Source organism: Serratia sp. AKBS12 (assembly GCF_024793895.1).
Taxonomy (GTDB): Bacteria; Pseudomonadota; Gammaproteobacteria; order Enterobacterales; family Enterobacteriaceae; genus Serratia_F.
On the sequence record NZ_JANUSB010000015.1, the window covers coordinates 316,611 to 337,695 of the forward strand.

Here is a 21,085-nt window from a genome sequence, read left to right on the forward strand (position 1 = left end):
ACGCCTTCCTCTCACTCCCGGTTTGCCTGGGCGTGCGAGGAAGGGTAAACAATAGCCCTTACACCGGGCGTCCCTTCAGTAGTTTTCTCACCCACATGCGGTTTGGGTTCAACGCCGCCAGCATTTCCCCGTCGCCCGGCAGCGGTTCACCAAACATTTGCGCCGCCAGAATCTCCGCCGCCAGCGGCGCGGAGCACAAACCCCGTGAACCCAACGCGCCCAGCATAAACAGATTCGGGTAGCTTGGCGCTTCGACAATACTTTCTGCGCGTTGGCGCTGGCGTTGCAAATGCTGATACTGGCTCAGCGTTTGCGCATAATCCGGCACTGCGCCGACCATTGGCAAATGATCGCGCGACGCGCTGCGCACTCCGCAACGCGCCTGTCGGTCGCTGACGTCCACCTGTTGCGTCCAGTCTTGGTCGGGCAGGCAGCGTAGCAGACGTGCGCGGTTTTCCTGTTGTTCCGCTTCACGATAGTCGCTAGCGGTATCGCCGCGTTGATAACTGGCACCGATGCAATGTTGCTGATTACGCGGGTTCACTGGCGTCAGATAGCCTTCATAACATAGCACCTGTTTCAATTGACCGAGTGCTGGCGCGGTGGGGATATGTGATACCTGTCCGCGCACGGCGACGACCGGCAGCGCGGCGGTGAACGGCAAGCCGGGCAGTTGATGGCCGTTGGCCAGTATCACGCAGGCATGCTGCGATCTAACCCCGTTTTCGAAGGACAATTGCCAGCCGACGCTGGACGGCGTCAGACCGTCGAGCCGGTGGTGATAGTGGCACACCAGCCCTTGCTGCTCGGCAAAGGCAATGGCGTTGCGGGTCAGTTCGGCCGGGCACAGCCAGCCGCCCTGCGGGTAGTTGATGCCGCCAAACCCGCTATCCACGCCGCACAATGCGCTGAGCGTGGCGCGGTCGGCGGCAAATGCCAGCGCGTCCGGCCACTCCGTTGCCAGCATATTGGCGATTTTACCGGCGCTTTTGTCGTCATAGCCCAACTGGGTGACGCCGCACCATTGATGATCGAACTCAATGCCTTGCTCGGCCAGCATGTCATACAGTCGGCGTGCGAATGGGAAAGCGGCGCTGAAAAAACGCTCCAGCGGGTCGTTGCGGCCATTGAGCAAGGGATACAGCGCACCCTGGCGATTGCCGGAAGCACCGGTCGCCGGCGCCTGGTCGGCGCAGTACAGCGTGACTCTGGCGCCACGGCGCAGCAAGGCCAGCGCGGTGAGGGCGCTGGCGATGCCGCCGCCGATCAATGCAACGTCATCGACCGTTTCGGCGGCGGGGCGGCAGTACCAGGGGGTCGGATTGGTGGCTGGCGGCGTTTCGGTCGCGAGTGTGCCGATCAGCATTTCGCGTTTTTGGCCGAATCCCTTGCTGCGTGTCACCTCAAAGCCGGCCTGCTGCAAACCGCGGCGCACAAACCCGGCGGCGGTGAAGGTGGCGAAACTGCCTTGCGGGCGGGCAAAACGCGCCATGGCGTCAAACAGTTGCCCGGTCCACATATCGGGATTTTTGGCGGGCGCGAAGCCGTCAAGGAACCAGGCATCTATCTGATTGTCCATGCTGTGGTCAAAATGCGGCAGCAGCGCGTTGACGTCGCCAAACCACAGGTCGAGCGTAACGCGACCGCCGTCCAGCAACAGGCGGTGACAGCCGGGCAACGGCAGAGGCCACTGGGCGCGCAACCGATCGGCAAACGGCGCCAACTCTGGCCAGCGCGCGTGCGCGGCGGCAAGATCCGCCGGTTGCAGCGGGAACTTTTCAAAACTGATGAAGTGCAGTCGTTGCAGCGTGGCGTCCGGCGTGGCGCGGTGGAAGCGGTCGAACGCTTGCCACAGCGTCAGGAAATTAAGCCCGGTGCCGAAGCCGGTTTCCGCAACGATAAACAGCGCGCGTGGGTGCTCGGCGAAACGCGCAGGCAGCCGATTACCGTTAAGAAAGACGTAACGGGTTTCTTCCAGCCCATCCTGATTGGAAAAATAGACGTCATCAAACTGTTTCGAAACAGGTGTACCCTGTTCGTTCCAGGATAATGCGGCGGTTTGGATGGGGGCGTGGCTCACGGTCAGTTGCTCATAATTCAAGGGGGTGACGCGATTCTAACGGCGCTGGCGCTGTGGCGCAAACTGGATCAGAATTACACTGAAAAACGCTGATCGGACTTGTTCGGCGTACAACTGTACGCTAGAGTGCGATGCAAAATCCCGAAAGCAACAATTGTGGAAGAGGTATTGAATGAAACGTGCAGTGATTACTGGCCTGGGAATCGTCTCCAGCATTGGTAACAACCAGCAGGAGGTCCTGGCGAGCCTGCGGGAAGGACGTTCTGGGATCACATTTTCCCAGGAACTGAAAGATTCCGGCATGCGTAGTCACGTATGGGGCGATGTTAAACTGGACACGACGGGTCTTATCGATCGTAAAGTGATGCGCTTCATGAGCGATGCGTCGGTTTATGCCTTTCTTTCCATGGAAGAAGCCATCAAGGATTCCGGTCTGGCCGCCGATCAGGTTTCTAACGAACGCACCGGTCTGGTGGTAGGTTCTGGCGGTGGTTCGCCACGTAACCAGGTTGCTGGTTCCGACGGCATGCGCGCCAAGGGGCTGCGCGGCGTGGGGCCTTATATGGTGACCAAGGCCATGGCATCCGGCGTTTCTGCCTGTCTGGCGACGCCGTTCAAAATCCGTGGCGTTAACTACTCGATCAGCTCCGCCTGTGCGACCTCGGCACACTGTATCGGCCATGCGGTTGAACTGATTCAACTGGGCAAGCAGGACGTGGTGTTTGCCGGCGGTGGTGAAGAACTGTGCTGGGAAATGGCCTGTGAGTTCGATGCGATGGGCGCACTGTCCACCAGCTACAACGACACGCCAGAAAAAGCCTCCCGTACCTACGACGCAGCGCGTGACGGTTTCGTCATTGCCGGCGGCGGCGGCATGGTGGTGGTTGAAGAACTGGAACACGCCCTGGCGCGCGGCGCGCATATCTATGCGGAAATCGTCGGCTATGGCGCGACCTCCGATGGCGCCGACATGGTTGCGCCATCAGGCGAAGGCGCGGTGCGCTGCATGCGTATGGCAATGCAGGATCTGGACACCCCGATCGATTACATCAACGTGCACGGTACGTCTACGCCGGTCGGCGATGTCAAGGAGCTGGGTGCTATCCGTGAAGTGTTCGGTGACACCACCCCGGCCATTTCGTCCACCAAGGCCATGACCGGTCACTCGCTGGGTGCGGCGGGCGTTCAGGAAGCCATCTACAGCCTGTTGATGGTTGAGCACGGCTTTATTGCGCCTAGCATCAACATTGATAATCTGGACGAAAAAGCGGCTGGCATGGACATCGTGACTCAGCCAACCGAGCGTGCGCTGACCACCGTCATGTCCAACAGCTTCGGCTTTGGCGGCACCAACGCCACGCTGGTAATGCGTAAACTGGCCAAATAAGCCGTTCAGCATCAACTACTCATCAAGCCCGCGATCGCGCGGGCTTTTTATTTTCCACTGCCGTCGGCGGGTGGTTCAGAGTTTTCCCAAATCACAGCGGTTGCAGCATCATCGATTCGTTCCCGTTATATTTGCGCATACAATAGGCAGGTAGCGTGATTATCGCTCGGCGTAGCGTTTACTAGTGATCGAACATTGAGGCAAAAAAGTATGAAAAAGTTAATTGCGGTTGGGTTACTGTCGGCCGTTTTGGCCGGTTGCGCCACCAACTCACCGTGCGTCCCGGTTTATGACGATCAGGGGCGACTGGTGCATACCAATACCTGCATGAAGGGCACCACGCAGGACAACTGGGAAACCGCGGGCGCCATCGCCGGTGGTGCCGCGGCCGTTGCCGGTCTGACGCTGGGTATTATTGCGTTAACCAAATAATGGCTGCCAGCAGCGTTCCATCCTGCGATGCCGGATGGAACGCTGCGTCATCGCCGCCGCGCTACGCCCATCGGCGCCAAAAGCGAGATAGACGGCGCGCCAGGCGGTATACCAGACTACTGCACCAGGAACGCCTTGAATTGTGGCGTCATCACGGCACTGAAGCCGTTATCGGTTTTACCGATCAAATACACCGCCAGGCCTTTCTCTTGCGCCAGTTTCAGCGCTTTTTCCGTTCCCAGTACCATCAACCCGGTATCCCAGCCGTCGGCTTCCAGCGCGGTCGGTGCAATTACCGTGGCTGAAACCAGTTGATGAACGATCGGCCGGCCGGTCGTCGGATCGATGACGTGCGAATAACGCTGGCCATTCTGCTCGAAATAATTGCGATAGCTGCCGGCGGTACTGATGCCGTAACCGTGCAAGTCCACCAGCGCCTGCACCGCGTTTTCGCGATCGGTCGGTTTCTGGATCGCCACCCGCCACGGCTTACCCTGGCCATTCACCCCGCGAGACGATACCGCGCCGCCCACGGACACCAGATAATTGGTAATGCCTTTGCGCGTCATCAGCTTGACCAACTGGTCAACGCCGTAGCCTTCGCCGAGGGTGGAAAGATCAACGTAGAGATCCGGCAAATCCTTTTGCAGCCATTCGCCGCGCTGGTCAGCGATCAATTTCAGGTGTTGCAGCCCGACGTTGTTCTTCGCCGCGTCGATTTGCCGTTGGCTGGGGATGGTTACCGGGCGCTTGTCGGGGCCGAACCCCCACAGATTCACCAGCGGGCCGACGGTGATGTCCATTGCACCGCCGGTGTCACGGCCGATACGCTGGGCGGTGAGAATGATGTCGGCCATGCCCCGCGGGATCGGCTGTGGCTCGGCGCTGCGTGACTGGTTAAAGCGCGATAGCACCGAATTGGCACGGTAGGTGGAGATGTCGTCGTTGGCCTGTTCCAGCAGGGCGTCGATTTCCTGTTGCAACTGCTGGCGGCTTTCGCTCAACTGACCGCTGATTTTTACGCTGTAAAATGTCCCCATCGTTTTGCCGTCAATATCGAGCTGCGGGCGGGTTTCGGTGTCGTTACAGGCGGTCAGCAGGCCAAATGCGACGCTCAGTAACAGGCCTTTGGCAAAAAAGTTGGCCATCGGAAAATCCTTTAACGTGAACAAGGGCGCTACAAATAGAGCAAAGCACGGCAAATGAAAAGGGGCCGGCGGCAAAAAATGTCTTCCAGCATCACACGCCGCGCCGCCTGGCGTCCCGGTCTATCTGGCTGCCAGCAGGCAAATGCTGCGGGTGACCTGATAGGATTTCACGAATGCGTTGATCGGCAGGAATTCGAAGCGTGAATGGAAATTGTGCGCGCCGGTAAAGTAGTTCGGCGTCAGTACGCCACGGCTGGACAGTGCAGCGCCGTCGGTACCACCGCGCATCGGGATCACTTTCGGCGGGATGCCGTGCGCCGCCAGTGCGCCAAAAATCAGGTTGATCGCCCGTTTATCCTCGCCAATCGAATTGCTGATGTTGCTATAGATATCGTTAACGGTACAGCTGACTTTGGCGCGTGGGTAATTGGCTGCCACTTGCTGTACTACTGCGGCGAGTTTCGCTTTGCGGGCGTTGAAGGCGGTCAAATCAAAGTCGCGGATCGAGACTTTCAGCGTGGCGTGACTGGCATTGGCGGTGATGTCGTTGAACCAGAAATAGCCTTCGCGGCCGTCGGTATGCTCCGGTGTGTCTTTGCTGTCAAAGTGATTGATGATGTCGGTTGCAACGCGGATCGGGTTAATCAGCACGTTTTTGGCCGACATCGGGTGGGCCGGTACTCCTTCGATATCAATCACCGCCGCGGCGGCATTGAAGTTCTCATACACCACTTCGCCCAGTTCACAGCAGTCGATGGTATAGGCGAAATCCACCTCAAAACGCGCCAGATCCAACGCTTTGGCACCACGTAGGCCAATTTCCTCGTCGGGCACAAACGCCACCACGATATCACCGTGGCGATCGGTGCTGGTCAGATTAGCCAGCAGGGTCATCACTACCGTCACCGCTGCCTTGTTGTCGGCACCCAGCACGCTGGTACCGTCGCTGAAAATGATCTGCTGATCGCGATAGGGCAGAATTTCAGGATGTTCGGCTGTACGCAGCCAGATGTCCTGCGTGGCGTTGAGGCACAGATCGTCACCGGTAAAGCGCAGCACCTGCGGGTGAATATCCGGCGACAGGCCGACATCTACGGTATCAATATGCGTAATGAAACCGATGCACGGTGCGCCGGGCTGATTGCCGGGTTTACGCGCGGTCACGGTGGCATGCTGGTCGATCTGCACCTGCTCCAAGCCCAGTTGCGTCAGTTCTTCTGCCAGCAGCTGCGCCATGTGGTGTTGGCCCGGGCTGCTTGGCAAGCTGGTTGCGGCAGCATCGCTCTGGCTGGAAATGGCCAGATAACGGAAAAAGCGTTCGGTCAGTTGGTCGGCTATGGCACGGGTCATGAGGGGTCCTCGCTGTGGATGTATTACGGTTTTAAAGCGAAACGGCGGCGTTGTCCATTCAATACCGGGACTTGAGCCGTGCCAGCCGCTCAACCGCGTTGCCGATTTCTCCCGGGGTCAGGGCCGCAAAGCCCAGCAGCCAGCCGTCTCGTCGGTTTGACGCAGTTGAGTACAGTCCCGCCAGCCCTGGCGTGAGCGTCCCGGCTTGCTGCGCCTGGCGGCTCAGATCCACTTCTTGCCCGGCCGGCAGCCAGACGCACAGCTGCAACCCGCCAGGTGTGGGTTGTGGCACGGCAAAGTGTGCCCAGTGCTGCTGAATCTGCTGTTGCAGACAATCGCGTCGGCTACGATACAGTTGGCGCATGTAGCGAATATGGGCAGCGAAGTGGCCCTGACGGATAAACTCGGCGGTGGTCGCCTGTGCCAACTGGGCGCAGTGGCCGTCATAAACCGTACGTGCGGTGACAAAGGCATCCACCAGCGCTGGCGGTACAATCAGATACGCCAGCCGTAGCGAAGGGAATAATGCTTTGGAAAAGGTACCGAGATACAACACCTGGCCGTGGCGATCCAGACCTTGCATGGCGGGCATCGGCTGGCCGTCGTAATGAAACTCGCTGTCGTAGTCGTCCTCGACGATCCACGCCTGCTGCCGTTGCGCCAATGCCAGCAGTTCCAGCCTGCGTTCCAGGCTAAGCGCCACGCCGGTCGGGTAGTGGTGCGACGGCGTCAAATAGATCAGACGCGGCGTCGGTAACGCCGGCGACGGCGCGAGTCCGGCATCGTCAACTGCCACGGGGATCAATTGCGCCCCGGCGCTGACAAAGGCGTTACGCGCCCCGGTATAGCCGGGTTCTTCTATCCACACACGATCGCCGGCGTCGAGCAGCAGAGTGGCGATCAACTGCAGCGCCTGTTGAGAACTGGTAAGTACCACTACCTGCCGCGCATCGCAGTTCACGCCGCGGGTTTGACTGACGTGGCCGGCAATGGCTTCACGCAGTGGCAGATAGCCTTGCGGATCGCCATAGCGCAGCAGTTTTTCGCCATGCGATCGCAACTGCTGGGCGCTGAGCTGTTGCCACAGTTTCAGCGGAAAGGCGCGCAGGTCGGGCGAACCGGCGGCGAAAGGCAGCGGTTGTTGCGGATCGCGACAGCCGCCGGTGTGGAGAATCTGCTCGCCGCGCTGCGATAGCCGGGGGAGACGGTGTGGCAGCCGGGAAGGGGACGATCGGGTGACGGTAATCGCCACAAAAGTGCCCTGGCCGATGCGGCGTTGTAAATAGCCTTCGGCTTCCAGTTGCCCGTAGGCCGCTTCGGCGGTAACGCGTGAAATGCCTAAATCGGCGGCCAGCAGGCGCGAGGAGGGCAGGCGTTGGCCGCTGACCAGCGTACCGCCATGAATGGCACGGCGCAGCGTACTGCAAACCCGATCGCGCAGGGTGGCGGCGGCCTGTTCCGGCTGTTGGAACAGCGTAAGCAGCGTTTGAGGCATAATCGGTCTTATCCATATAACGGAATGGGTATCATTCATAAGACCAAATTCGGGCATGATTGTCACCTGACGATACCAACAACAGGACAATGCCATGGCACAAGATTCACAGGTTTTAGCTTTTCCGGCCGCCGACCCGGCCGACAGTCTGGCCTATTTGACGGCCAAGCTCGGCTATTACGCCGATGCATGGGATATAGCAGAAGATTTACGTCAGGCGATTGATAGCATCGTGGTGATTGATACCCGCTCGGCACAGCAATATGCCGCCGGACATATCCCCGGAGCTATCGGTTTTCCACATGGGTTGATGGATGAGGTCAGTACCCGGCAGCTATCACGTGACAAAGTGTATGTCACCTATTGTGATGGCATCGGCTGCAACGGTTCCACCAAGGGGGCTTATAAGCTGGCCAGGTACGGTTTCAGAGTTAAGGAGCTGATTGGTGGATTGGATTTCTGGTTGCGCGACGGCCATCCGTTGGCCGTTGGTGAATCCAGCGGCACGTTGCTGGATTGGGCGACGCCGCAAGATTGCGGCTGCGGCTGAGGTTAAAACACCATCGCCAGCACCAGCAGCAGCACCACGATCAGTGCAGCAAATGCCAGCGTGCGTTTACCGAGCGCCGCTTGCCACGGCTGCGGCAGCGCAGCGATCAACGGGTTGAGCAACGGTGTCGGTGAGTCGCTGTGAATGGCCGATACGGCACCGGCTTTTTCCAGCCGACGGGCAAACAGCTGGTTGATCACGTCGTTGATCTGCGTGTGGGTCAGCGGGGCATTAGCGGCGCAGTGAAAACGCGATTGGCAATAGTCGATCACCTGCTGCTGCTCTTGCGGGTCCGCCGGTTGTTTTAGTAGGGCCAACAGGTTGTGCAGCGTGGGTGCGCTTTGCGAGCTGAGCGCCACCCTGGCCTGCAAGTACTGGCTTAGTAGCTGGAAATGTCGTGCCGGCAGCGGCTCGCTGGTTTTAACGCCGGTCAAATCAAGCAGGCTCTGCCAGATTTTAGCCGGTGATTCGCCGGTGGCGGCGCTGAGCCGGGTAACCTGCTGCTGCAGGTTCTGGTGCTCGGCCGGCAACAGCGGACGATCGCTGGTGGCGCTCTGCTGTGGGTGCGGAATGGTCAGTTCGCCAGTTTGCAGCAGGTTGAACACCTGTTGCAGCTGTTCATGACTTAGCTTGCTCAGCACGGTATGACCAAATTGCTGCCGAATGAAATCGCTGACCGCCTGGCGATTATTACCCTGCGGCAGCAGTTCGGTGAGCTGTTGTAGTAGCTGGCGGTTGGCATGACTGCGCTGGGCCTGATCCAGACGATCCTGCAACAGTCGCTCGGCCGGTTCAAAGTGGCGAGCCTGCAACTCCTGATTGGCCGCAGGACGGTTTGCCCCAAGGTCGTGGCGCAGCGTGGCCCATATTTCGGCCGATTTGGCCGGACTGAGCGCCATGATTTTCACGATCAGTTTTTCCAGCCGGGTGCGCTGTGCCGGCGAGAGCGGCTGTTCGTCAGCGACAGTGGTTTTCCCCCCGGTCGGAGGGCGGTCGGAAACGTTGTGGGTACCGGAGCCACTCAAAGGTTGCATATCACCCGTCCTTCGCTGTGCAGAAATAAAGTCAAACCCGGCGAAAAGCACAGGTGCAAGAAAACGTACGCTGTCTATGATACCTGTTAATTGATGCCATCAATACCGTCTGACAGACATTTCTTTACAGGCAAAACGTTGCGAATAATTCCGTTGCCACTAAGATAAGCGCATTACCGAACAGAGGGTGCCATGATCAAACGGCAACGAATTGCAAAATGGTTTTTATGCCTGGCTTGCCTGGTGGTGCTGACCTGCATCACTCAGCGCATGGCGGGCTTGCATGCGTTGCAAATCATGCTTGGCGTTCCTACGGTTAGCGCCGCAACCAGCAGCGATGACAACGCCGAAGCGCCGGGTAGTTCGCCGTGCGAACTGAGCGCCAAGTCGCTGCTGGCCGCGCCGCCGGTGATGTTTGAAACCGTACTGCTGGGCCTGGGTCTGTTACTGGCACTGCTGGCTCCAACGCTCTCTGCCCGGCTGCGCATTCCACCTCCGCGCGCCATTTCTCCTCCAACCCTCAGGGTACATCTCCGATTATGCGTCTTCCGTGAATGAGCCGATCGCCCGTTTTGGACGATTACTGACTCATTGATGGAGAAACAACATGTTGAATATCATCAGACTGGCCGTGGCCTGTCTGTTACTGCTGTGGCTGCCTGCTTCTCAGGCGGCGGACAGCGGCTGGCTGCAAAATCCGAGCAACGAGCATGCCAAAGTGCGGCTGCGGGCCGATACTTCGCAAGCCGGCCAAACCCGCCTGCTGCTGTCGGTCGAGCTGCAAAACGGCTGGAAAACCTATTGGCGTTCACCCGGCGAGGGCGGCATCGCGCCGGCCATCCGTTGGCAGGGCAATCCGCCACCGGCCCAATGGTACTGGCCAACGCCGCAACGGTTTGACGTTGCCGGTATTTCCACCCAGGGCTATCACCAGCGGGTGAGCCTGCCGATCGTCATGCAGGGTGAGGTTCCCGCCCGGCTGGCGGGGACGCTGACGCTTTCTACCTGCAGCAACGTCTGCATTTTGACCGACTATCCGTTTAGTCTCGATATGAGTGCGCCAAACGATGCGCAGTTCAACCATGACTTTGCCCAGGCGATGGGGCAGGTGCCGATTGAGCGCGGCCTGGCGGAAAACCTGCGCGCCGGCTACCAGAATGGCGAATTGCAGATCGGCGCCGAACGCAGTGCAGGCTGGCGGCAGCCAGCGCTGTTCTTCGACAGCCTGGACGACGTCGATATCGGTAAACCGAGCATCAGCAGCGACGGTACGCAACTGCTGGCGCGGGTGCCGGTCAGTGACGGCTGGGGCGACAGCGCACCCGATCTGCGCGGTAAAACCCTGACGCTGGTGATCGGCGACGGCGGCGTTGCGCAGCAGGCAACGCTGACCATCGGCGAACCGTTGGCCGCTGCCGATTCGGCCGCGTTCCCGTTGTGGCAGGCGGTGTTGATGGCATTGGCCGGTGGTCTGATCCTGAACCTGATGCCGTGCGTGCTGCCGGTATTGGGCATGAAACTGGGCGCTATCCTGCAGGTGGAGCAACGTGACCGACGCGGCGTGCGGATGCAGTTTTTGCTTTCCAGCGCCGGCATCGTGGCATCGTTTATGGCGTTGGCGCTATTGATGACCCTGCTGCGGCTGAGCAACCATGCGCTTGGCTGGGGCATCCAGTTTCAGAACCCGTGGTTTATCGGTTTCATGGTACTGATTACCCTGTTGTTCAGCGCCAATCTGTTTGGCCTGTTTCATCTGCAACTCTCCTCCGGTCTGAATACCCGCCTGGCGACGCAGGGCGGGCAGGGGATGAGCGGGCATTTCTGGCAGGGCGCCTTTGCCACGCTGCTGGCGACGCCGTGCTCTGCGCCGTTCCTCGGCACGGCGGTCGCGTTCGCGCTGGCCGCGCCGCTGCCGGTGTTATGGGGCATGTTTGTGGCGCTGGGCGTCGGGATGAGCCTGCCGTGGCTGGTGATTGCCGCCTGGCCAGCGTTGGCGTTGCGCCTGCCACGCCCGGGGCGCTGGATGAATACGCTGCGGCTGGTACTCGGCCTGTTGATGCTGGCCTCTTCGCTGTGGCTGCTTAGCCTGATGACCAATCATATTGGCGCCGTGCCGACCAGGATCGTTGCCGGCGTATTGCTGTGCTGTTTGCTGCTGGCGGTCTGGTATCGGCACGGTGCGCGGCTGGCGACCATGGCCGGCGCCGGCGTGCTGGTGTTGACCGGCGTGGCGCTGTTGGCCGGTTCGCTGAGCGCTTCGGTGTGGCGGCAGCCGCTGGTGGATCGCATTAACTGGCAACCCCTGTCCGAACAGGCGATCGAGCAGGCGTTGGCGCAGCATAAGCGGGTATTCGTTGACGTTACCGCGGACTGGTGCGTGACCTGTAAAGCCAACAAATTCAACGTGCTGCTGCGTGATGACGTGCAACAGGCGCTGAGCGCCGATGACGTGGTGGCGCTGCGTGGCGACTGGAGCCGTCCTTCTGCGGAGATCACCGCCTTCCTGCAACGTCGCGGCAGTGTTGCCGTGCCGTTTAACCAGATTTATGGCCCTGGCAAACCAAACGGCACGGTGCTGTCACCGTTATTGACCCGCGATGCCGTTTTGCAAACCCTTAGCGCCGCTCAAGGAGCTGAAAAATGAAAAAATTTCTGATTGTATTGATGATGCTGGTTTCCCCGGTGTGGGCTGCTGCGCCGTTTACCCCTGAACAGGAGGCGCGCATCAAGGAGATCGTGCGTGAAACCATGGTATCGAACCCGGATATATTGGCGCAGGCGGTGGATGCCTGGCAGCAGCAGACCGCCAGCCAGCAGGTCAGTCAGGTTATCGCGGCCAATGCCAAAACGCTGTATGACGATCCGGCCAGCCCGCGCATGGGGGCGAAAAACGCCAAACTGACGCTGGTAACCTTTACCGATTACAACTGCCCTTACTGCAAACGTTTTGACCCGATGCTGGAGAAAATCGTCAAGCAGTATCCGCAGGTGGCGCTGGTGGTGAAACTGCTGCCATTCAAAGGGGAGAGTTCGGTCAGTTCGGCGCGTATCGCACTGACCGCCTGGCAACAGCACCCGGAGCAGTTCTGGGCGCTGCACCAGCGGCTGATGGCGAAGAAAGGTTTCCACGATGATGCCAGCATCGCCGCCGCGCAGCAGAAGACCAACGTCAAGCCGGTTGCACCAAGCGATCGCAGCATGGAAACATTGCGTACCAACATGCAATTGGCGGAACAGTTGGGGGTGCAGGGAACGCCTGCCACGCTGATCGGCGATCGGCTGCTGGCGGGAGCGGTCTCGTATCAAGAACTTGAGAGCATGGTAAAGCAGCAGCTGGCGCAGGCGAACGATGGTTAGGTTGAAGCGCTGGGCGCGCGAAATACTGCTATTGCTGCTGATAACCGGCGGCATCGTGTGGCTGATGGATACGCTGCGCGCGCCGCAGGCGCCGGACGCCTTCGCTTTGCAGCAGTTAGTCACGCTCGACGGTTCGGCGGTTTCGCTGGCACAGCTCAGCCAGCAACGGCCACTGCTGGTCTACTTTTGGGCTTCGTGGTGCGGCGTCTGCCGTTACACTACCCCCAGCGTGGCCAAACTGTCTGCGCTGGGCGGCAACGTGCTGAGCGTGGCGTTGCGTTCCGGTGACGATGCGCAGGTTGCCGGGTGGCTGGCGAGCAAGCGGGTGTCGATGCCGGTTGTCAACGATCCGGGCGGGACGCTGGCGGCACGGTGGCAGATTGGCGTTACGCCCACCTTCGTCATTATTGATAAGGGCAGGGTGGTGCACGGCACCACCGGCTGGACCAGCTACTGGGGGATGAAACTGCGTCTGTGGTGGGCCGGTCTGGATTATTGATCGCCGTTTATCTGGCGTAAGTGCATAAAAAGGGGCCGGATTATCCGGCCCCTGATGTTGATGCAGGTAACGTTTATTCGGCCTTGGCCGCCTCAACCGTGTGGTTGCGGCGCTTGCGCAGCTTACGCAGGATTGGTGGCAGCACCAGCACCGCTACCGCCAGTATCAGCAGGCATTGCGCGATAGAACTGCTCCACAGAATACCGAACTCGCCGTTGCTGATCGACAGCGCGCGGCGCAGATTCTGCTCCAGCATCTCCCCCAGTACGAAGCCGAGGATCAGCGGTGACATCGGGAAGTGCATTTTCCGCAATATGTAACCAAATACCCCCAGCCCGACCATCAACAGCAGGTCAAAGGTGGTGCTGTGTACCGCGTAGACGCCAACCGCCGATACCGCCGCAATGGCCGGCACCAGGAACCACAGCGGGATGGTCAGCATGCGGGTGAACAGGCCAATCAACGGAATATTCATGATTAACAGCATCACGTTGGCGATCAGCAGCGCGGCAATCAGTCCCCAGACGATATCCGGTTGCTCGGTGAACATCGCCGGGCCCGGCGTGATGTTGTACAACGTCAGTGCGCCCATCATCACCGCTGTGGTGCCGGAACCGGGTACTCCCAGCGTCAGCATTGGAATGAACGATCCGCATGCCGAAGCGTTGTTGGCCGCTTCTGGCGCCGCAACGCCGCGAATATCACCCTTGCCGAAGGTATCGCTGTTGCCACTGATTTTCTTCTCGGTCATGTAGGTCAGGGCGCTGGCGATGGTAGCCCCGGCACCCGGCAAAATGCCGACAAAGAAGCCGACTACCGATGAACGCAGGGTCGGGCCGACGCACTGCGCAGCTTCCTTTCGATTAAACAGCAGACGACCGGTCTTGCGTACCAGTTTCTGGCCGGTGCCGGTACTTTCCAGCATCAGCAGGATTTCACTGACCGAGAACAGGCCGATCACCACCACGATAAACTGAATGCCATCGGAGAGGTGCACGCTGTCAAAGGTAAAGCGGTAAACGCCGGTGTTGGCATCCACGCCTACCGTCGCCAACCCAAGGCCGATCAGCGCCGCCAGCAGCGACTTCAGCGGATTCTGGCTCATCATGCTGCCCAGACAGGCAATGGCGAACACCATCAGCGCGAAGTATTCCGCCGGGCCAAATGCCAGTGACCAGCGAGCCAGCAGCGGGGCAAACAGAATAATGCCGCCGATGGCGATTATTGAGCCGACGAACGAACTGACCGCCGAAATCGACAGCGCCACGCCAGCACGCCCTTGCTGCGCCATTGGGTAGCCGTCCAGCGCGGTCATGATCGCTGCGGCATCACCCGGCACGTTCAGTAATATTGAGGAGATGCGTCCGCCGTATTCACAGCCGATATACACCGTCGCCAGCAAAATCAGTGCCGATTCTGCCGGCAGCTTCAGCGCGAAGGCCAACGGCAGCAGGATCGCCACGCCGTTAATCGGCCCCAATCCCGGCAACAGGCCGACAATGGTGCCGACAAAACAGCCGATCAGGGCGATCACCAGGTTCTGCGGTATCAGCGCTACCTCGAACCCTTGAGATAAATACATCCAGGTTTCCATTATCGCCCCCGTTAACTCAGCCAGACGCCGAGCGGCAGTGTGACATCAAGCAAGCGGTCAAAGGCGTAATACAGCGCTACGCCCATCACCACACCGGAAATGGCTGCCGCCGGCACGCTTGCCTGGAACAGCAGGGCAACGCTGAAGGTCAGCAGGGCGGTGGCCAGCGGAAAGCCCAGCCATTCAAAACCCCAGGCATACAACACCAGCGCGATCGTCAGGACGATAAGCCGCTGCAGGATTTTATGATGCGGCCATTCGACCACTTGCGGACGGCGCAGCAGCAGCAGCGCGGCACACAGCGCCATCAGGCCGAGAATGGCCAGTGGGAAGGGGCGAGGCCCCAACGGTTCATAGCTGTATTCGCTCTGAATGCCCCAGCCGACCATCAGACCGCCGATACACAGCAGCAGCCACAGTCCGGCAAAGATACGATCGCTCATGGTATATGCCCCCGAGATTACTTGGCCAGACCGAAGGCTTTCGCCTGTTCACGGTATTGATTGACCTGATTTTTCACGTAGCTATCCAGCTCTTTGCCGGTCAGGTTGAATTCAAACAGGCCGCGCATATCCCGCTGCTTTTTGAACTCCTCGGTTTGCATCATCTTGGTGAAGGTGTCTTGCCACCATTGATACTCTTCGTCGCTGACCTTCGGCCCAACGTAGAAACCACGGATGATTGGCCATACCAGGTTGTAGCCCTGCTCTTTGGCGGTCGGCACGCTGGCCAACTGACCCGGCAGACGCTGGTCGGCGTATACCGCCAGCACGCGAATTTTATCGCCTTGCAGATAGGGCACCATTTCGCTCAAGTCGCCGGAAACCGCCTGAATGTGGTTACCCAGCAGCGCCGTGACCGGCTCGCCGCCGCCTTCAAACGCGACGTAGCGCATCTTGTGCGGATCGACACCGACCTCACGCGCCAACAGTGCCGTTTTCATCCAGTCCTGGCTACCAATCGAGGCACCGGCGCCGAATACCACGCTATTGGGATCCTTCTTGAAGGCCTCCATTAGATCTTTCAACGACTTATACGGTGAATCTGCGCGCACGGCGATCATGCCGTAATCGGTGCCGACCGCCGCCAGCCACTTCACGTCGTCGACGCTGTAACGGCCGAACTTGCCCTGAGACAGGTTGAGCAGTGAACCACCGGAAAATGCCACGACGGTACCGAACTCGGCCGGACGTTGCGCGACAATGGCGTTATAGGCTACCGCGCCGACGCCACCGGGCATGTAGGTTACGCGCATCGGTTTGTCGATGGCTTTGGTTTCCTGCAGCGAAACCTGGATCAGTTTGCAGGTCAGATCGAAACCGCCGCCGGGCTTGGCCGGGGCGATACATTCGGTTCGCTTGGGTGCTTCGATGGCAAATGCCTGATTGGCTGCCAGCAGCAGCGCGGTTGCGGTCAGAGTATGGGTAATTATTTTTTTCATTGCCTTCCCCTAGGTATTTGTCTTCAGACGGTGAAACTCCCCGCTGGTGCGAGGTTGCTGAATTGTTAAAACAACAACCTTTCATTTACCTTTCAGCGCGTGGGAAAGTTTGCAGGGTGTGATACGCGTCTCCCTGATTGGACAAATTGGCGGCAAATCCAGCGTGGGTTTATCGGCGCTAGCATAGAATGCCCCGCGACAACCGCCGGCAAACTCTGCAAATAACATGCGTAATGTCATTTTTGCCGCATTTCCCCTGGGATAAAATGGCAAAAAAATATTATTCCAGGTACACAGACATGTTTTCTTTGAGTAAGTTATTTGCCAGTAAAGACTGCACCAGAATCAAGGCGATCAAGATGTTGCCACAAGCTTATGCCGAGATAGTCGGTGACGCGGGGCAATGTAAAATCAAACGTTTGCGGCCAAGCATCGGCGTGTTTGAACTGCACTTTTCCTCTGATAGCGGCGTTAGCCATGTCTGCCATATGACCGTCTGTATCACCGGGGTAGATCTGGTGTTTGCCGCCAACAACCGCAACGTACTGGTTTCTCCGCCGCTCACCCCGGCTAAACTGCGCCCAGTGTTTGCCATTGCCCTGGCGGACAGTGAGATCGCGTTAAGGTAAAACGCTACGTTGCCATGCGCCGTAATTGTGTGCCAGCTCTCAAAATGACGGCGGTGACGCTCTTCTCTCCGTTTCTCTTCCATGCCATTCTTCGTTATAAACTTGTTAACGGTGTTGCAATGACGCCGGGTTGATCGAATCATCAATGGAATGGGCAAAATGCGTTTGTTACTGGTTGAAGACCACCCCGAACTGTCACACTGGCTACAAAAGGCGCTGACCGGCGCTGGATTTGCCGTCGACGTTGCTGCGGATGGCGTGGCGGCCGATCATATGCTGCTGAATGAAAACTATGTACTGGTGGTGCTGGACGTGGCGCTGCCGCGTTTGAACGGGCTGGATCTGCTGGCCCGCTTGCGCAAGCGCGGACAAAATATGCCGGTATTGTTGTTGACCGCCAGAACCGACGTCGCCGATCGCGTCAGGGGATTGAATCTCGGCGCAGACGACTACCTCACCAAGCCGTTCGAACTGGATGAACTTGAGGCGCGCATCCGCGCGTTGCTGCGCCGCAGCGTAGGCGTGACCCAACAGGCGTTGCAGTTCGGTGCATTGACCTACCACGATGAAGGCTATTTCCTGCTGGATGACAAACCGCTGGCGTTGACACCGCGCGAGCTGGCAGTGCTGACCACCCTGATCCATCGGCGTGGGCGGCCAGTGGCGAAACAGCAGCTGTTTGAGCAGGTATTTACCCTGTCGGACGAGGCGAATCCGGAAAGCATTGAGCTGTATATCCACCGGGTGCGTAAAAAACTGCATGGCAGTAATGTGGCGATTGTGACGCTGCGCGGCCTGGGCTATAGCCTGGAGCTGTGCAATGAAATGGTTTAACCCGCCGCGTTCGCTGTTCAATCAACTGTTACTGTTCTTTGGTCTGCCGCTGGTCGTGCTGGGCGGCATCTCGATTTATACCCACTATTTTAGCGCGATGAGCGCTGCGACGCTGGCCTATGACCGTACGCTGCTGGCGTCGGCGCGTACCGTGGCCGAACGGCTGATCGTGCGCGGTGGCCGGCTGGAAGTGGATGTGCCGTATGTGGTGCTCGACAGTTTTGAGCGCAACATGAACGACCAGCTGTATTACGAAGTGATTTCACCCGAGGGTGTCAGTATTTCCGGCTATGACGATCTGCCGTTGCCGCCGAAGAATATCCCACGTTCCAGCCTTTATCCGGCATTGGTGCACTTTTATGACGCCAGCTATTTTGGTCGGCCAATTCGCGTTGCGGCGCTGTATCAGCCGATTAACGAATCCGGCGTGATGGGGATGGCGATGATCCTGGTGGCGGAAACGCTGGAGTCCCGCAAGTATCTGGCGCGACAGATGATGCTGGCTGCGTTGGCCAGCCAGGGTACGGTGGTGGTGTTGACGCTGCTATTGGCCTTCGTGTTGTTGAAGAAACTGCTCAAACCGCTGCGCAAGCTGTCAAGCCTGATGATGCGACGCGACCCGGGCGAATTGACGCCGGTACCGATGGTGCTGCCCTGGTCGGAAATGCAGCCGTTGCTGTTGGCGTTTAACCGCTACATTGAACGGCTACGGGTGATGGTGGCGCGACAGGAGCGGTTTAGCGCCGATGCGTCGCACCAGTTACGTACGCCGCTGGCGGTGCTGAAAACTCAGGTTGGCGTTGCACTTGCCAGTGACCGGCCGGAACAGTGGCGCGAAAGCCTGCTGGCGATGAGCACCACCCTGGACAATACCGTGGCGCTCACCGATCGCCTGTTGTACCTGTCGCGGTTGAAAGCGCATGAGCATACCGTTGAGCGCAGGTTGCAGCCGGTGGACCTGGCGCAACTGCTGCGCGATGCCTGTTTTTCGCGTTTACCGCAGGCGCGTAGCAAGCAGATTGATCTGGGCTATGAGGGACAGGCGGCCTGCTGGATTAACGGTGAAGCGCTGTTACTGACCGAAATGTGCGCCAATTTGCTGGATAACGCGCTGAAATACACGCCGCGTAACGGCGTAGTCACCGCGCGGGTATTGTGTCAGCAGGCGTCAGGCGACTGCCTGCTGGAAATTGAAGACAGCGGACCAGGCATTGCGCAGGAAGATGCATTACAGGCGCTGCAACCGTTCCACCGGCTCGACAACGTCGGCAGTCAACCAGGGGCCGGATTGGGGCTGGCGTTGGTAAAGGATATTTTGACCTATCACGGCACCCGCCCGCAGCTGTTGTCGTCGGACGAGCTCGGTGGTTTGCTGGTGCGGGTGCGTTTTACGCCGTTGCCCTGCTAGGGTAGGTGGTTATGAATCCTTGACGTCGGCGTTCGGCGCGGTTGTCGATGCCTTGCGGCCCAGCGGCGTGCGCAGGCGCTGTGAGAGGATCACACCCAATAGGGTGATGCCGCCGCCAATCAGGTGGTAACTGTGCAATTGCTCATGCAGGAACAGCACGGCGATAATTGCGGTAAATACCGGAGCCAGATTCATAAAGATCGACGCGGTATTCGCGCCAAGACGCATTACGCCCTGGATCCACAGATACGGTGCGATGATTGAAGCCGGAATGCCGGCAAACAGCACCAGCGGAATATTGTGGCCATTCAGCGCCACGTCCTGCGCCAGCAGGAAGTTCGGCAGCAGCAACAGCACGCCGAACAGAATCTGCACGTACAGTGCTTGCCAGTTCGGTATGGCGATTGCCCAGCGCTTGGTCAGCACGCCATACAGTGCGTAGGACGCCGAGGCGGCGAACATCATCAATTCACCTTTGCCGATGCCATGTTGCAGTAATTGCCCCGGTTGGCCACTGCTGACCAGCCATACCAATCCGCCCAGCGACAGCACGCTACCGATGGCAATACCGACCGTGGGTGCCACGCGCAGCAGCCAGATGCTGATCAATACCGTCAGCAACGGGATCAGCGAGTTGAGGATGCCCATAAATAGCGCGCTGACGCTGTGTGCGGCGTAATACGCCAGGCTTTGATACAGCACCATGCCCAATAGACCGAGGATCAGCAGCTTCCACCAGTGGGTGCGCACCGTTTTCCAGTTGCGGATCACGCCCGGCAGCACAAACGGCGTCAGCGTCACCAATGCCAGCAGCCAACGGTAAAAGGATATGGCGGCCGGATCGATTGCGCTAGCCGATACTTTGCTGACTACGGCGTTAATCGACCAGATAAGTACCGCCAGCAGGGGAAATAATACGTTCATGATAATCATTCTCAATAACAAACCGATTACTGGCTAGTCTACCCGTGTCTGGTTTATTATATATAGTGAAAAACCGACACCCTTTAGCGAAATCAAGACAACCTTAGCGATGGCCGAGACGCGTAACTATCCGACCAGCGGCGTGGACGCACCGCGTACGCTGTTCTTCCGCAGTGAAGAAACCAATGCAGATACCGAATATTTGCCGCACAGCCATGCATGGGGTCAGGTCATTTGCGTCAAGAGCGGGGTGGTTGCGCTGATGATCGCCGGCCAGCGATTTCTGGCCCCGCCGGAGTTTGCCGTCTGGTTGCCGCCGGGCATGGAGCATTCCAGCTATAATCGCAAGCCGGCGCTGTTTCGCACCATCAATATCGCTCGCCATTTGTGCAATAACCTGCCGCAGCAGGCGTGCCTGCTCAATGTGTCGCCGGTGTTCAACGCTATCGTTGACCAATGCCTGACGCGCAAAATGCTGGTCCCGCAGAATAAAACCGAATTGCGGCTGTGCCGGGTGCTGATCGATCAACTGCATCAGGCGCCGGTCCAGCAAACCTATCTGCCGACCTCACAGGACAAATTTCTCGGCCCGGTGTTGCAGGCGCTGGAGCGCTGCCCATCGGACAACACGTCGCTGGCGGTCTGGGCGAGCCGGGTCTACACCACCGAACGTACGCTGTCACGGCGTTGTCAGCAGCAACTGGGGATGTCGTTCAGCGAATGGCGACAGCGCCTGCGCTTCCTGCATGCCATTTCGCTGCTGGAAAAGGGACATACGGTGCAAGAAGTGGCGCTGGAAGTGGGCTACAGTTCGGCGTCGGCCTTTATTGTAATGTTCCAGCAGATCGCCGGCACCACGCCTGAACGTTTTCGCCGCGCCTAGCGCTGTGGCTGGCTAACAACGTTGGGTTTCTGGCGGATTC

Annotated in this window: 20 protein-coding genes; 11 read left to right on the forward strand and 9 right to left on the reverse strand. The window is 58.9% G+C overall.

Annotation, left to right across the window (positions count from 1 at the left end; all coding sequences use genetic code 11):
* Positions 1-58: 58 nt before the first annotated feature.
* The gene (mnmC, locus tag NYE85_RS11400; protein WP_259004853.1) at positions 59-2,080 is read right to left on the reverse strand and encodes a bifunctional tRNA (5-methylaminomethyl-2-thiouridine)(34)-methyltransferase MnmD/FAD-dependent 5-carboxymethylaminomethyl-2-thiouridine(34) oxidoreductase MnmC; all 2,022 of its coding nucleotides are present in this window, start codon (positions 2,078-2,080) and stop codon (positions 59-61) included.
* A gap of 172 nt (positions 2,081-2,252) precedes the next feature.
* Between mnmC and fabB the strand changes: the two genes are divergently transcribed.
* Positions 2,253-3,467 (forward strand): beta-ketoacyl-ACP synthase I, encoded by a 1,215-nt coding sequence (gene fabB, locus NYE85_RS11405; protein ID WP_004960351.1) that lies wholly within the window; start codon positions 2,253-2,255, stop codon positions 3,465-3,467.
* 210 nt (positions 3,468-3,677) lie between these two features.
* A complete protein-coding gene (locus NYE85_RS11410; RefSeq protein ID WP_004960354.1) occupies positions 3,678-3,899 on the forward strand; it encodes a membrane protein in 222 nt (73 codons plus the stop codon).
* A 116-nt stretch (positions 3,900-4,015) separates the two neighbouring features.
* Here NYE85_RS11410 and apbE read toward each other — a convergent pair whose 3' ends face one another.
* The 3 genes from apbE to NYE85_RS11425 all read right to left on the reverse strand — a co-directional run bounded on the left by apbE (position 4,016) and on the right by NYE85_RS11425 (position 7,892).
* Positions 4,016-5,047 (reverse strand): FAD:protein FMN transferase ApbE, encoded by a 1,032-nt coding sequence (gene apbE, locus NYE85_RS11415; RefSeq protein WP_259004854.1) that lies wholly within the window; start codon positions 5,045-5,047, stop codon positions 4,016-4,018.
* A gap of 120 nt (positions 5,048-5,167) precedes the next feature.
* Complete coding sequence (gene pepT / locus NYE85_RS11420; protein WP_259004856.1) at positions 5,168-6,397, reverse strand: peptidase T; 1,230 nt, start codon at positions 6,395-6,397, stop codon at positions 5,168-5,170.
* Positions 6,398-6,455: 58 nt separating this feature from the next.
* Complete coding sequence (locus tag NYE85_RS11425; protein ID WP_405050664.1) at positions 6,456-7,892, reverse strand: PLP-dependent aminotransferase family protein; 1,437 nt, start codon at positions 7,890-7,892, stop codon at positions 6,456-6,458.
* Positions 7,893-7,986: 94 nt separating this feature from the next.
* Between NYE85_RS11425 and NYE85_RS11430 the strand changes: the two genes are divergently transcribed.
* Entirely contained in the window at positions 7,987-8,442 is a 456-nt protein-coding gene (locus NYE85_RS11430; protein WP_259004859.1) for a rhodanese-like domain-containing protein, read from the forward strand.
* A 2-nt stretch (positions 8,443-8,444) separates the two neighbouring features.
* Here the strand turns inward: NYE85_RS11430 and flk are convergent, their stop codons facing one another.
* On the reverse strand, positions 8,445-9,476 hold the full coding sequence (flk, locus tag NYE85_RS11435; protein WP_259004860.1) for a flagella biosynthesis regulator Flk: 1,032 nt from the start codon (positions 9,474-9,476) through the stop codon (positions 8,445-8,447).
* A 192-nt stretch (positions 9,477-9,668) separates the two neighbouring features.
* On the opposite strand from flk, the gene NYE85_RS11440 reads away from it, so the two are divergent.
* The 4 genes from NYE85_RS11440 to NYE85_RS11455 are packed head-to-tail and all read left to right on the forward strand — an operon-like array spanning position 9,669 to position 13,332.
* Positions 9,669-10,034 carry a copper resistance protein gene (locus tag NYE85_RS11440; protein WP_259004861.1) on the forward strand — a complete coding sequence of 122 codons (366 nt, stop codon included), beginning with the start codon at positions 9,669-9,671 and terminating at the stop codon, positions 10,032-10,034.
* A 49-nt stretch (positions 10,035-10,083) separates the two neighbouring features.
* Positions 10,084-12,120 carry a protein-disulfide reductase DsbD gene (locus NYE85_RS11445; protein WP_259004862.1) on the forward strand — a complete coding sequence of 679 codons (2,037 nt, stop codon included), beginning with the start codon at positions 10,084-10,086 and terminating at the stop codon, positions 12,118-12,120.
* Entirely contained in the window at positions 12,117-12,833 is a 717-nt protein-coding gene (locus NYE85_RS11450; RefSeq protein ID WP_259004863.1) for a DsbA family protein, read from the forward strand. Before NYE85_RS11445 ends, NYE85_RS11450 begins: the two co-directional genes overlap by 4 nt.
* The gene (locus tag NYE85_RS11455; protein ID WP_259004864.1) at positions 12,826-13,332 is read left to right on the forward strand and encodes a protein disulfide oxidoreductase; all 507 of its coding nucleotides are present in this window, start codon (positions 12,826-12,828) and stop codon (positions 13,330-13,332) included. Before NYE85_RS11450 ends, NYE85_RS11455 begins: the two co-directional genes overlap by 8 nt.
* 73 nt (positions 13,333-13,405) lie before the next feature.
* Here the strand turns inward: NYE85_RS11455 and NYE85_RS11460 are convergent, their stop codons facing one another.
* From NYE85_RS11460 to NYE85_RS11470, 3 genes are read right to left on the reverse strand one after another with little or no spacing between them, the layout of a single operon-like run.
* Positions 13,406-14,926: a tripartite tricarboxylate transporter permease gene (locus tag NYE85_RS11460; RefSeq protein ID WP_259004865.1), complete on the reverse strand. Its 1,521-nt coding sequence runs from the start codon at positions 14,924-14,926 to the stop codon at positions 13,406-13,408.
* Positions 14,927-14,937: 11 nt separating this feature from the next.
* Positions 14,938-15,369, reverse strand: coding sequence for a tripartite tricarboxylate transporter TctB family protein (locus NYE85_RS11465; protein ID WP_259004866.1), 432 nt, complete (start codon positions 15,367-15,369; stop codon positions 14,938-14,940).
* 17 nt (positions 15,370-15,386) lie between these two features.
* Complete coding sequence (locus NYE85_RS11470) at positions 15,387-16,367, reverse strand: tripartite tricarboxylate transporter substrate binding protein (RefSeq protein ID WP_259004867.1); 981 nt, start codon at positions 16,365-16,367, stop codon at positions 15,387-15,389.
* 359 nt (positions 16,368-16,726) lie between these two features.
* On the opposite strand from NYE85_RS11470, the gene NYE85_RS11475 reads away from it, so the two are divergent.
* From NYE85_RS11475 to NYE85_RS11485, 3 genes are all read left to right on the forward strand, one after another.
* Positions 16,727-16,996, forward strand: coding sequence for a hypothetical protein (locus NYE85_RS11475; RefSeq protein ID WP_259004869.1), 270 nt, complete (start codon positions 16,727-16,729; stop codon positions 16,994-16,996).
* A 159-nt stretch (positions 16,997-17,155) separates the two neighbouring features.
* Positions 17,156-17,830, forward strand: a complete 675-nt coding sequence (gene tctD / locus NYE85_RS11480) for a transcriptional regulator TctD (RefSeq protein ID WP_259004870.1) — start codon at positions 17,156-17,158, stop codon at positions 17,828-17,830.
* A complete protein-coding gene (locus tag NYE85_RS11485) occupies positions 17,817-19,238 on the forward strand; it encodes a sensor histidine kinase (RefSeq protein ID WP_259004871.1) in 1,422 nt (473 codons plus the stop codon). Before tctD ends, NYE85_RS11485 begins: the two co-directional genes overlap by 14 nt.
* 9 nt (positions 19,239-19,247) lie before the next feature.
* Here the strand turns inward: NYE85_RS11485 and NYE85_RS11490 are convergent, their stop codons facing one another.
* The gene (locus NYE85_RS11490) at positions 19,248-20,162 is read right to left on the reverse strand and encodes a DMT family transporter (protein ID WP_259004872.1); all 915 of its coding nucleotides are present in this window, start codon (positions 20,160-20,162) and stop codon (positions 19,248-19,250) included.
* Between the two features lie 109 nt (positions 20,163-20,271).
* On the opposite strand from NYE85_RS11490, the gene NYE85_RS11495 reads away from it, so the two are divergent.
* Complete coding sequence (locus tag NYE85_RS11495; RefSeq protein ID WP_259004874.1) at positions 20,272-21,045, forward strand: helix-turn-helix domain-containing protein; 774 nt, start codon at positions 20,272-20,274, stop codon at positions 21,043-21,045.
* Positions 21,046-21,085: the final 40 nt, after the last annotated feature.

What these genes read in the sequence shown, in the direction of transcription:
- fabB (WP_004960351.1), top strand. Translation starts at nt 2,253, where the DNA reads ATGAAACGTGCAGTGATTACTGGCCTGGGAATCGTCTCCAGCATTGGT.
- NYE85_RS11410 (WP_004960354.1), top strand. Translation starts at nt 3,678, where the DNA reads ATGAAAAAGTTAATTGCGGTTGGGTTACTGTCGGCCGTTTTGGCCGGT.
- apbE (WP_259004854.1), bottom strand. Translation starts at nt 5,047, where the DNA reads ATGGCCAACTTTTTTGCCAAAGGCCTGTTACTGAGCGTCGCATTTGGC.
- pepT (WP_259004856.1), bottom strand. Translation starts at nt 6,397, where the DNA reads ATGACCCGTGCCATAGCCGACCAACTGACCGAACGCTTTTTCCGTTAT.
- NYE85_RS11425 (WP_405050664.1), bottom strand. Translation starts at nt 7,892, where the DNA reads ATGCCTCAAACGCTGCTTACGCTGTTCCAACAGCCGGAACAGGCCGCC.
- NYE85_RS11430 (WP_259004859.1), top strand. Translation starts at nt 7,987, where the DNA reads ATGGCACAAGATTCACAGGTTTTAGCTTTTCCGGCCGCCGACCCGGCC.
- flk (WP_259004860.1), bottom strand. Translation starts at nt 9,476, where the DNA reads ATGCAACCTTTGAGTGGCTCCGGTACCCACAACGTTTCCGACCGCCCT.
- NYE85_RS11440 (WP_259004861.1), top strand. Translation starts at nt 9,669, where the DNA reads ATGATCAAACGGCAACGAATTGCAAAATGGTTTTTATGCCTGGCTTGC.
- NYE85_RS11445 (WP_259004862.1), top strand. Translation starts at nt 10,084, where the DNA reads ATGTTGAATATCATCAGACTGGCCGTGGCCTGTCTGTTACTGCTGTGG.
- NYE85_RS11450 (WP_259004863.1), top strand. Translation starts at nt 12,117, where the DNA reads ATGAAAAAATTTCTGATTGTATTGATGATGCTGGTTTCCCCGGTGTGG.
- NYE85_RS11455 (WP_259004864.1), top strand. Translation starts at nt 12,826, where the DNA reads ATGGTTAGGTTGAAGCGCTGGGCGCGCGAAATACTGCTATTGCTGCTG.
- NYE85_RS11460 (WP_259004865.1), bottom strand. Translation starts at nt 14,926, where the DNA reads ATGGAAACCTGGATGTATTTATCTCAAGGGTTCGAGGTAGCGCTGATA.
- NYE85_RS11465 (WP_259004866.1), bottom strand. Translation starts at nt 15,369, where the DNA reads ATGAGCGATCGTATCTTTGCCGGACTGTGGCTGCTGCTGTGTATCGGC.
- NYE85_RS11470 (WP_259004867.1), bottom strand. Translation starts at nt 16,367, where the DNA reads ATGAAAAAAATAATTACCCATACTCTGACCGCAACCGCGCTGCTGCTG.
- NYE85_RS11475 (WP_259004869.1), top strand. Translation starts at nt 16,727, where the DNA reads ATGTTGCCACAAGCTTATGCCGAGATAGTCGGTGACGCGGGGCAATGT.
- tctD (WP_259004870.1), top strand. Translation starts at nt 17,156, where the DNA reads ATGCGTTTGTTACTGGTTGAAGACCACCCCGAACTGTCACACTGGCTA.
- NYE85_RS11485 (WP_259004871.1), top strand. Translation starts at nt 17,817, where the DNA reads ATGAAATGGTTTAACCCGCCGCGTTCGCTGTTCAATCAACTGTTACTG.
- NYE85_RS11490 (WP_259004872.1), bottom strand. Translation starts at nt 20,162, where the DNA reads ATGAACGTATTATTTCCCCTGCTGGCGGTACTTATCTGGTCGATTAAC.
- NYE85_RS11495 (WP_259004874.1), top strand. Translation starts at nt 20,272, where the DNA reads ATGGCCGAGACGCGTAACTATCCGACCAGCGGCGTGGACGCACCGCGT.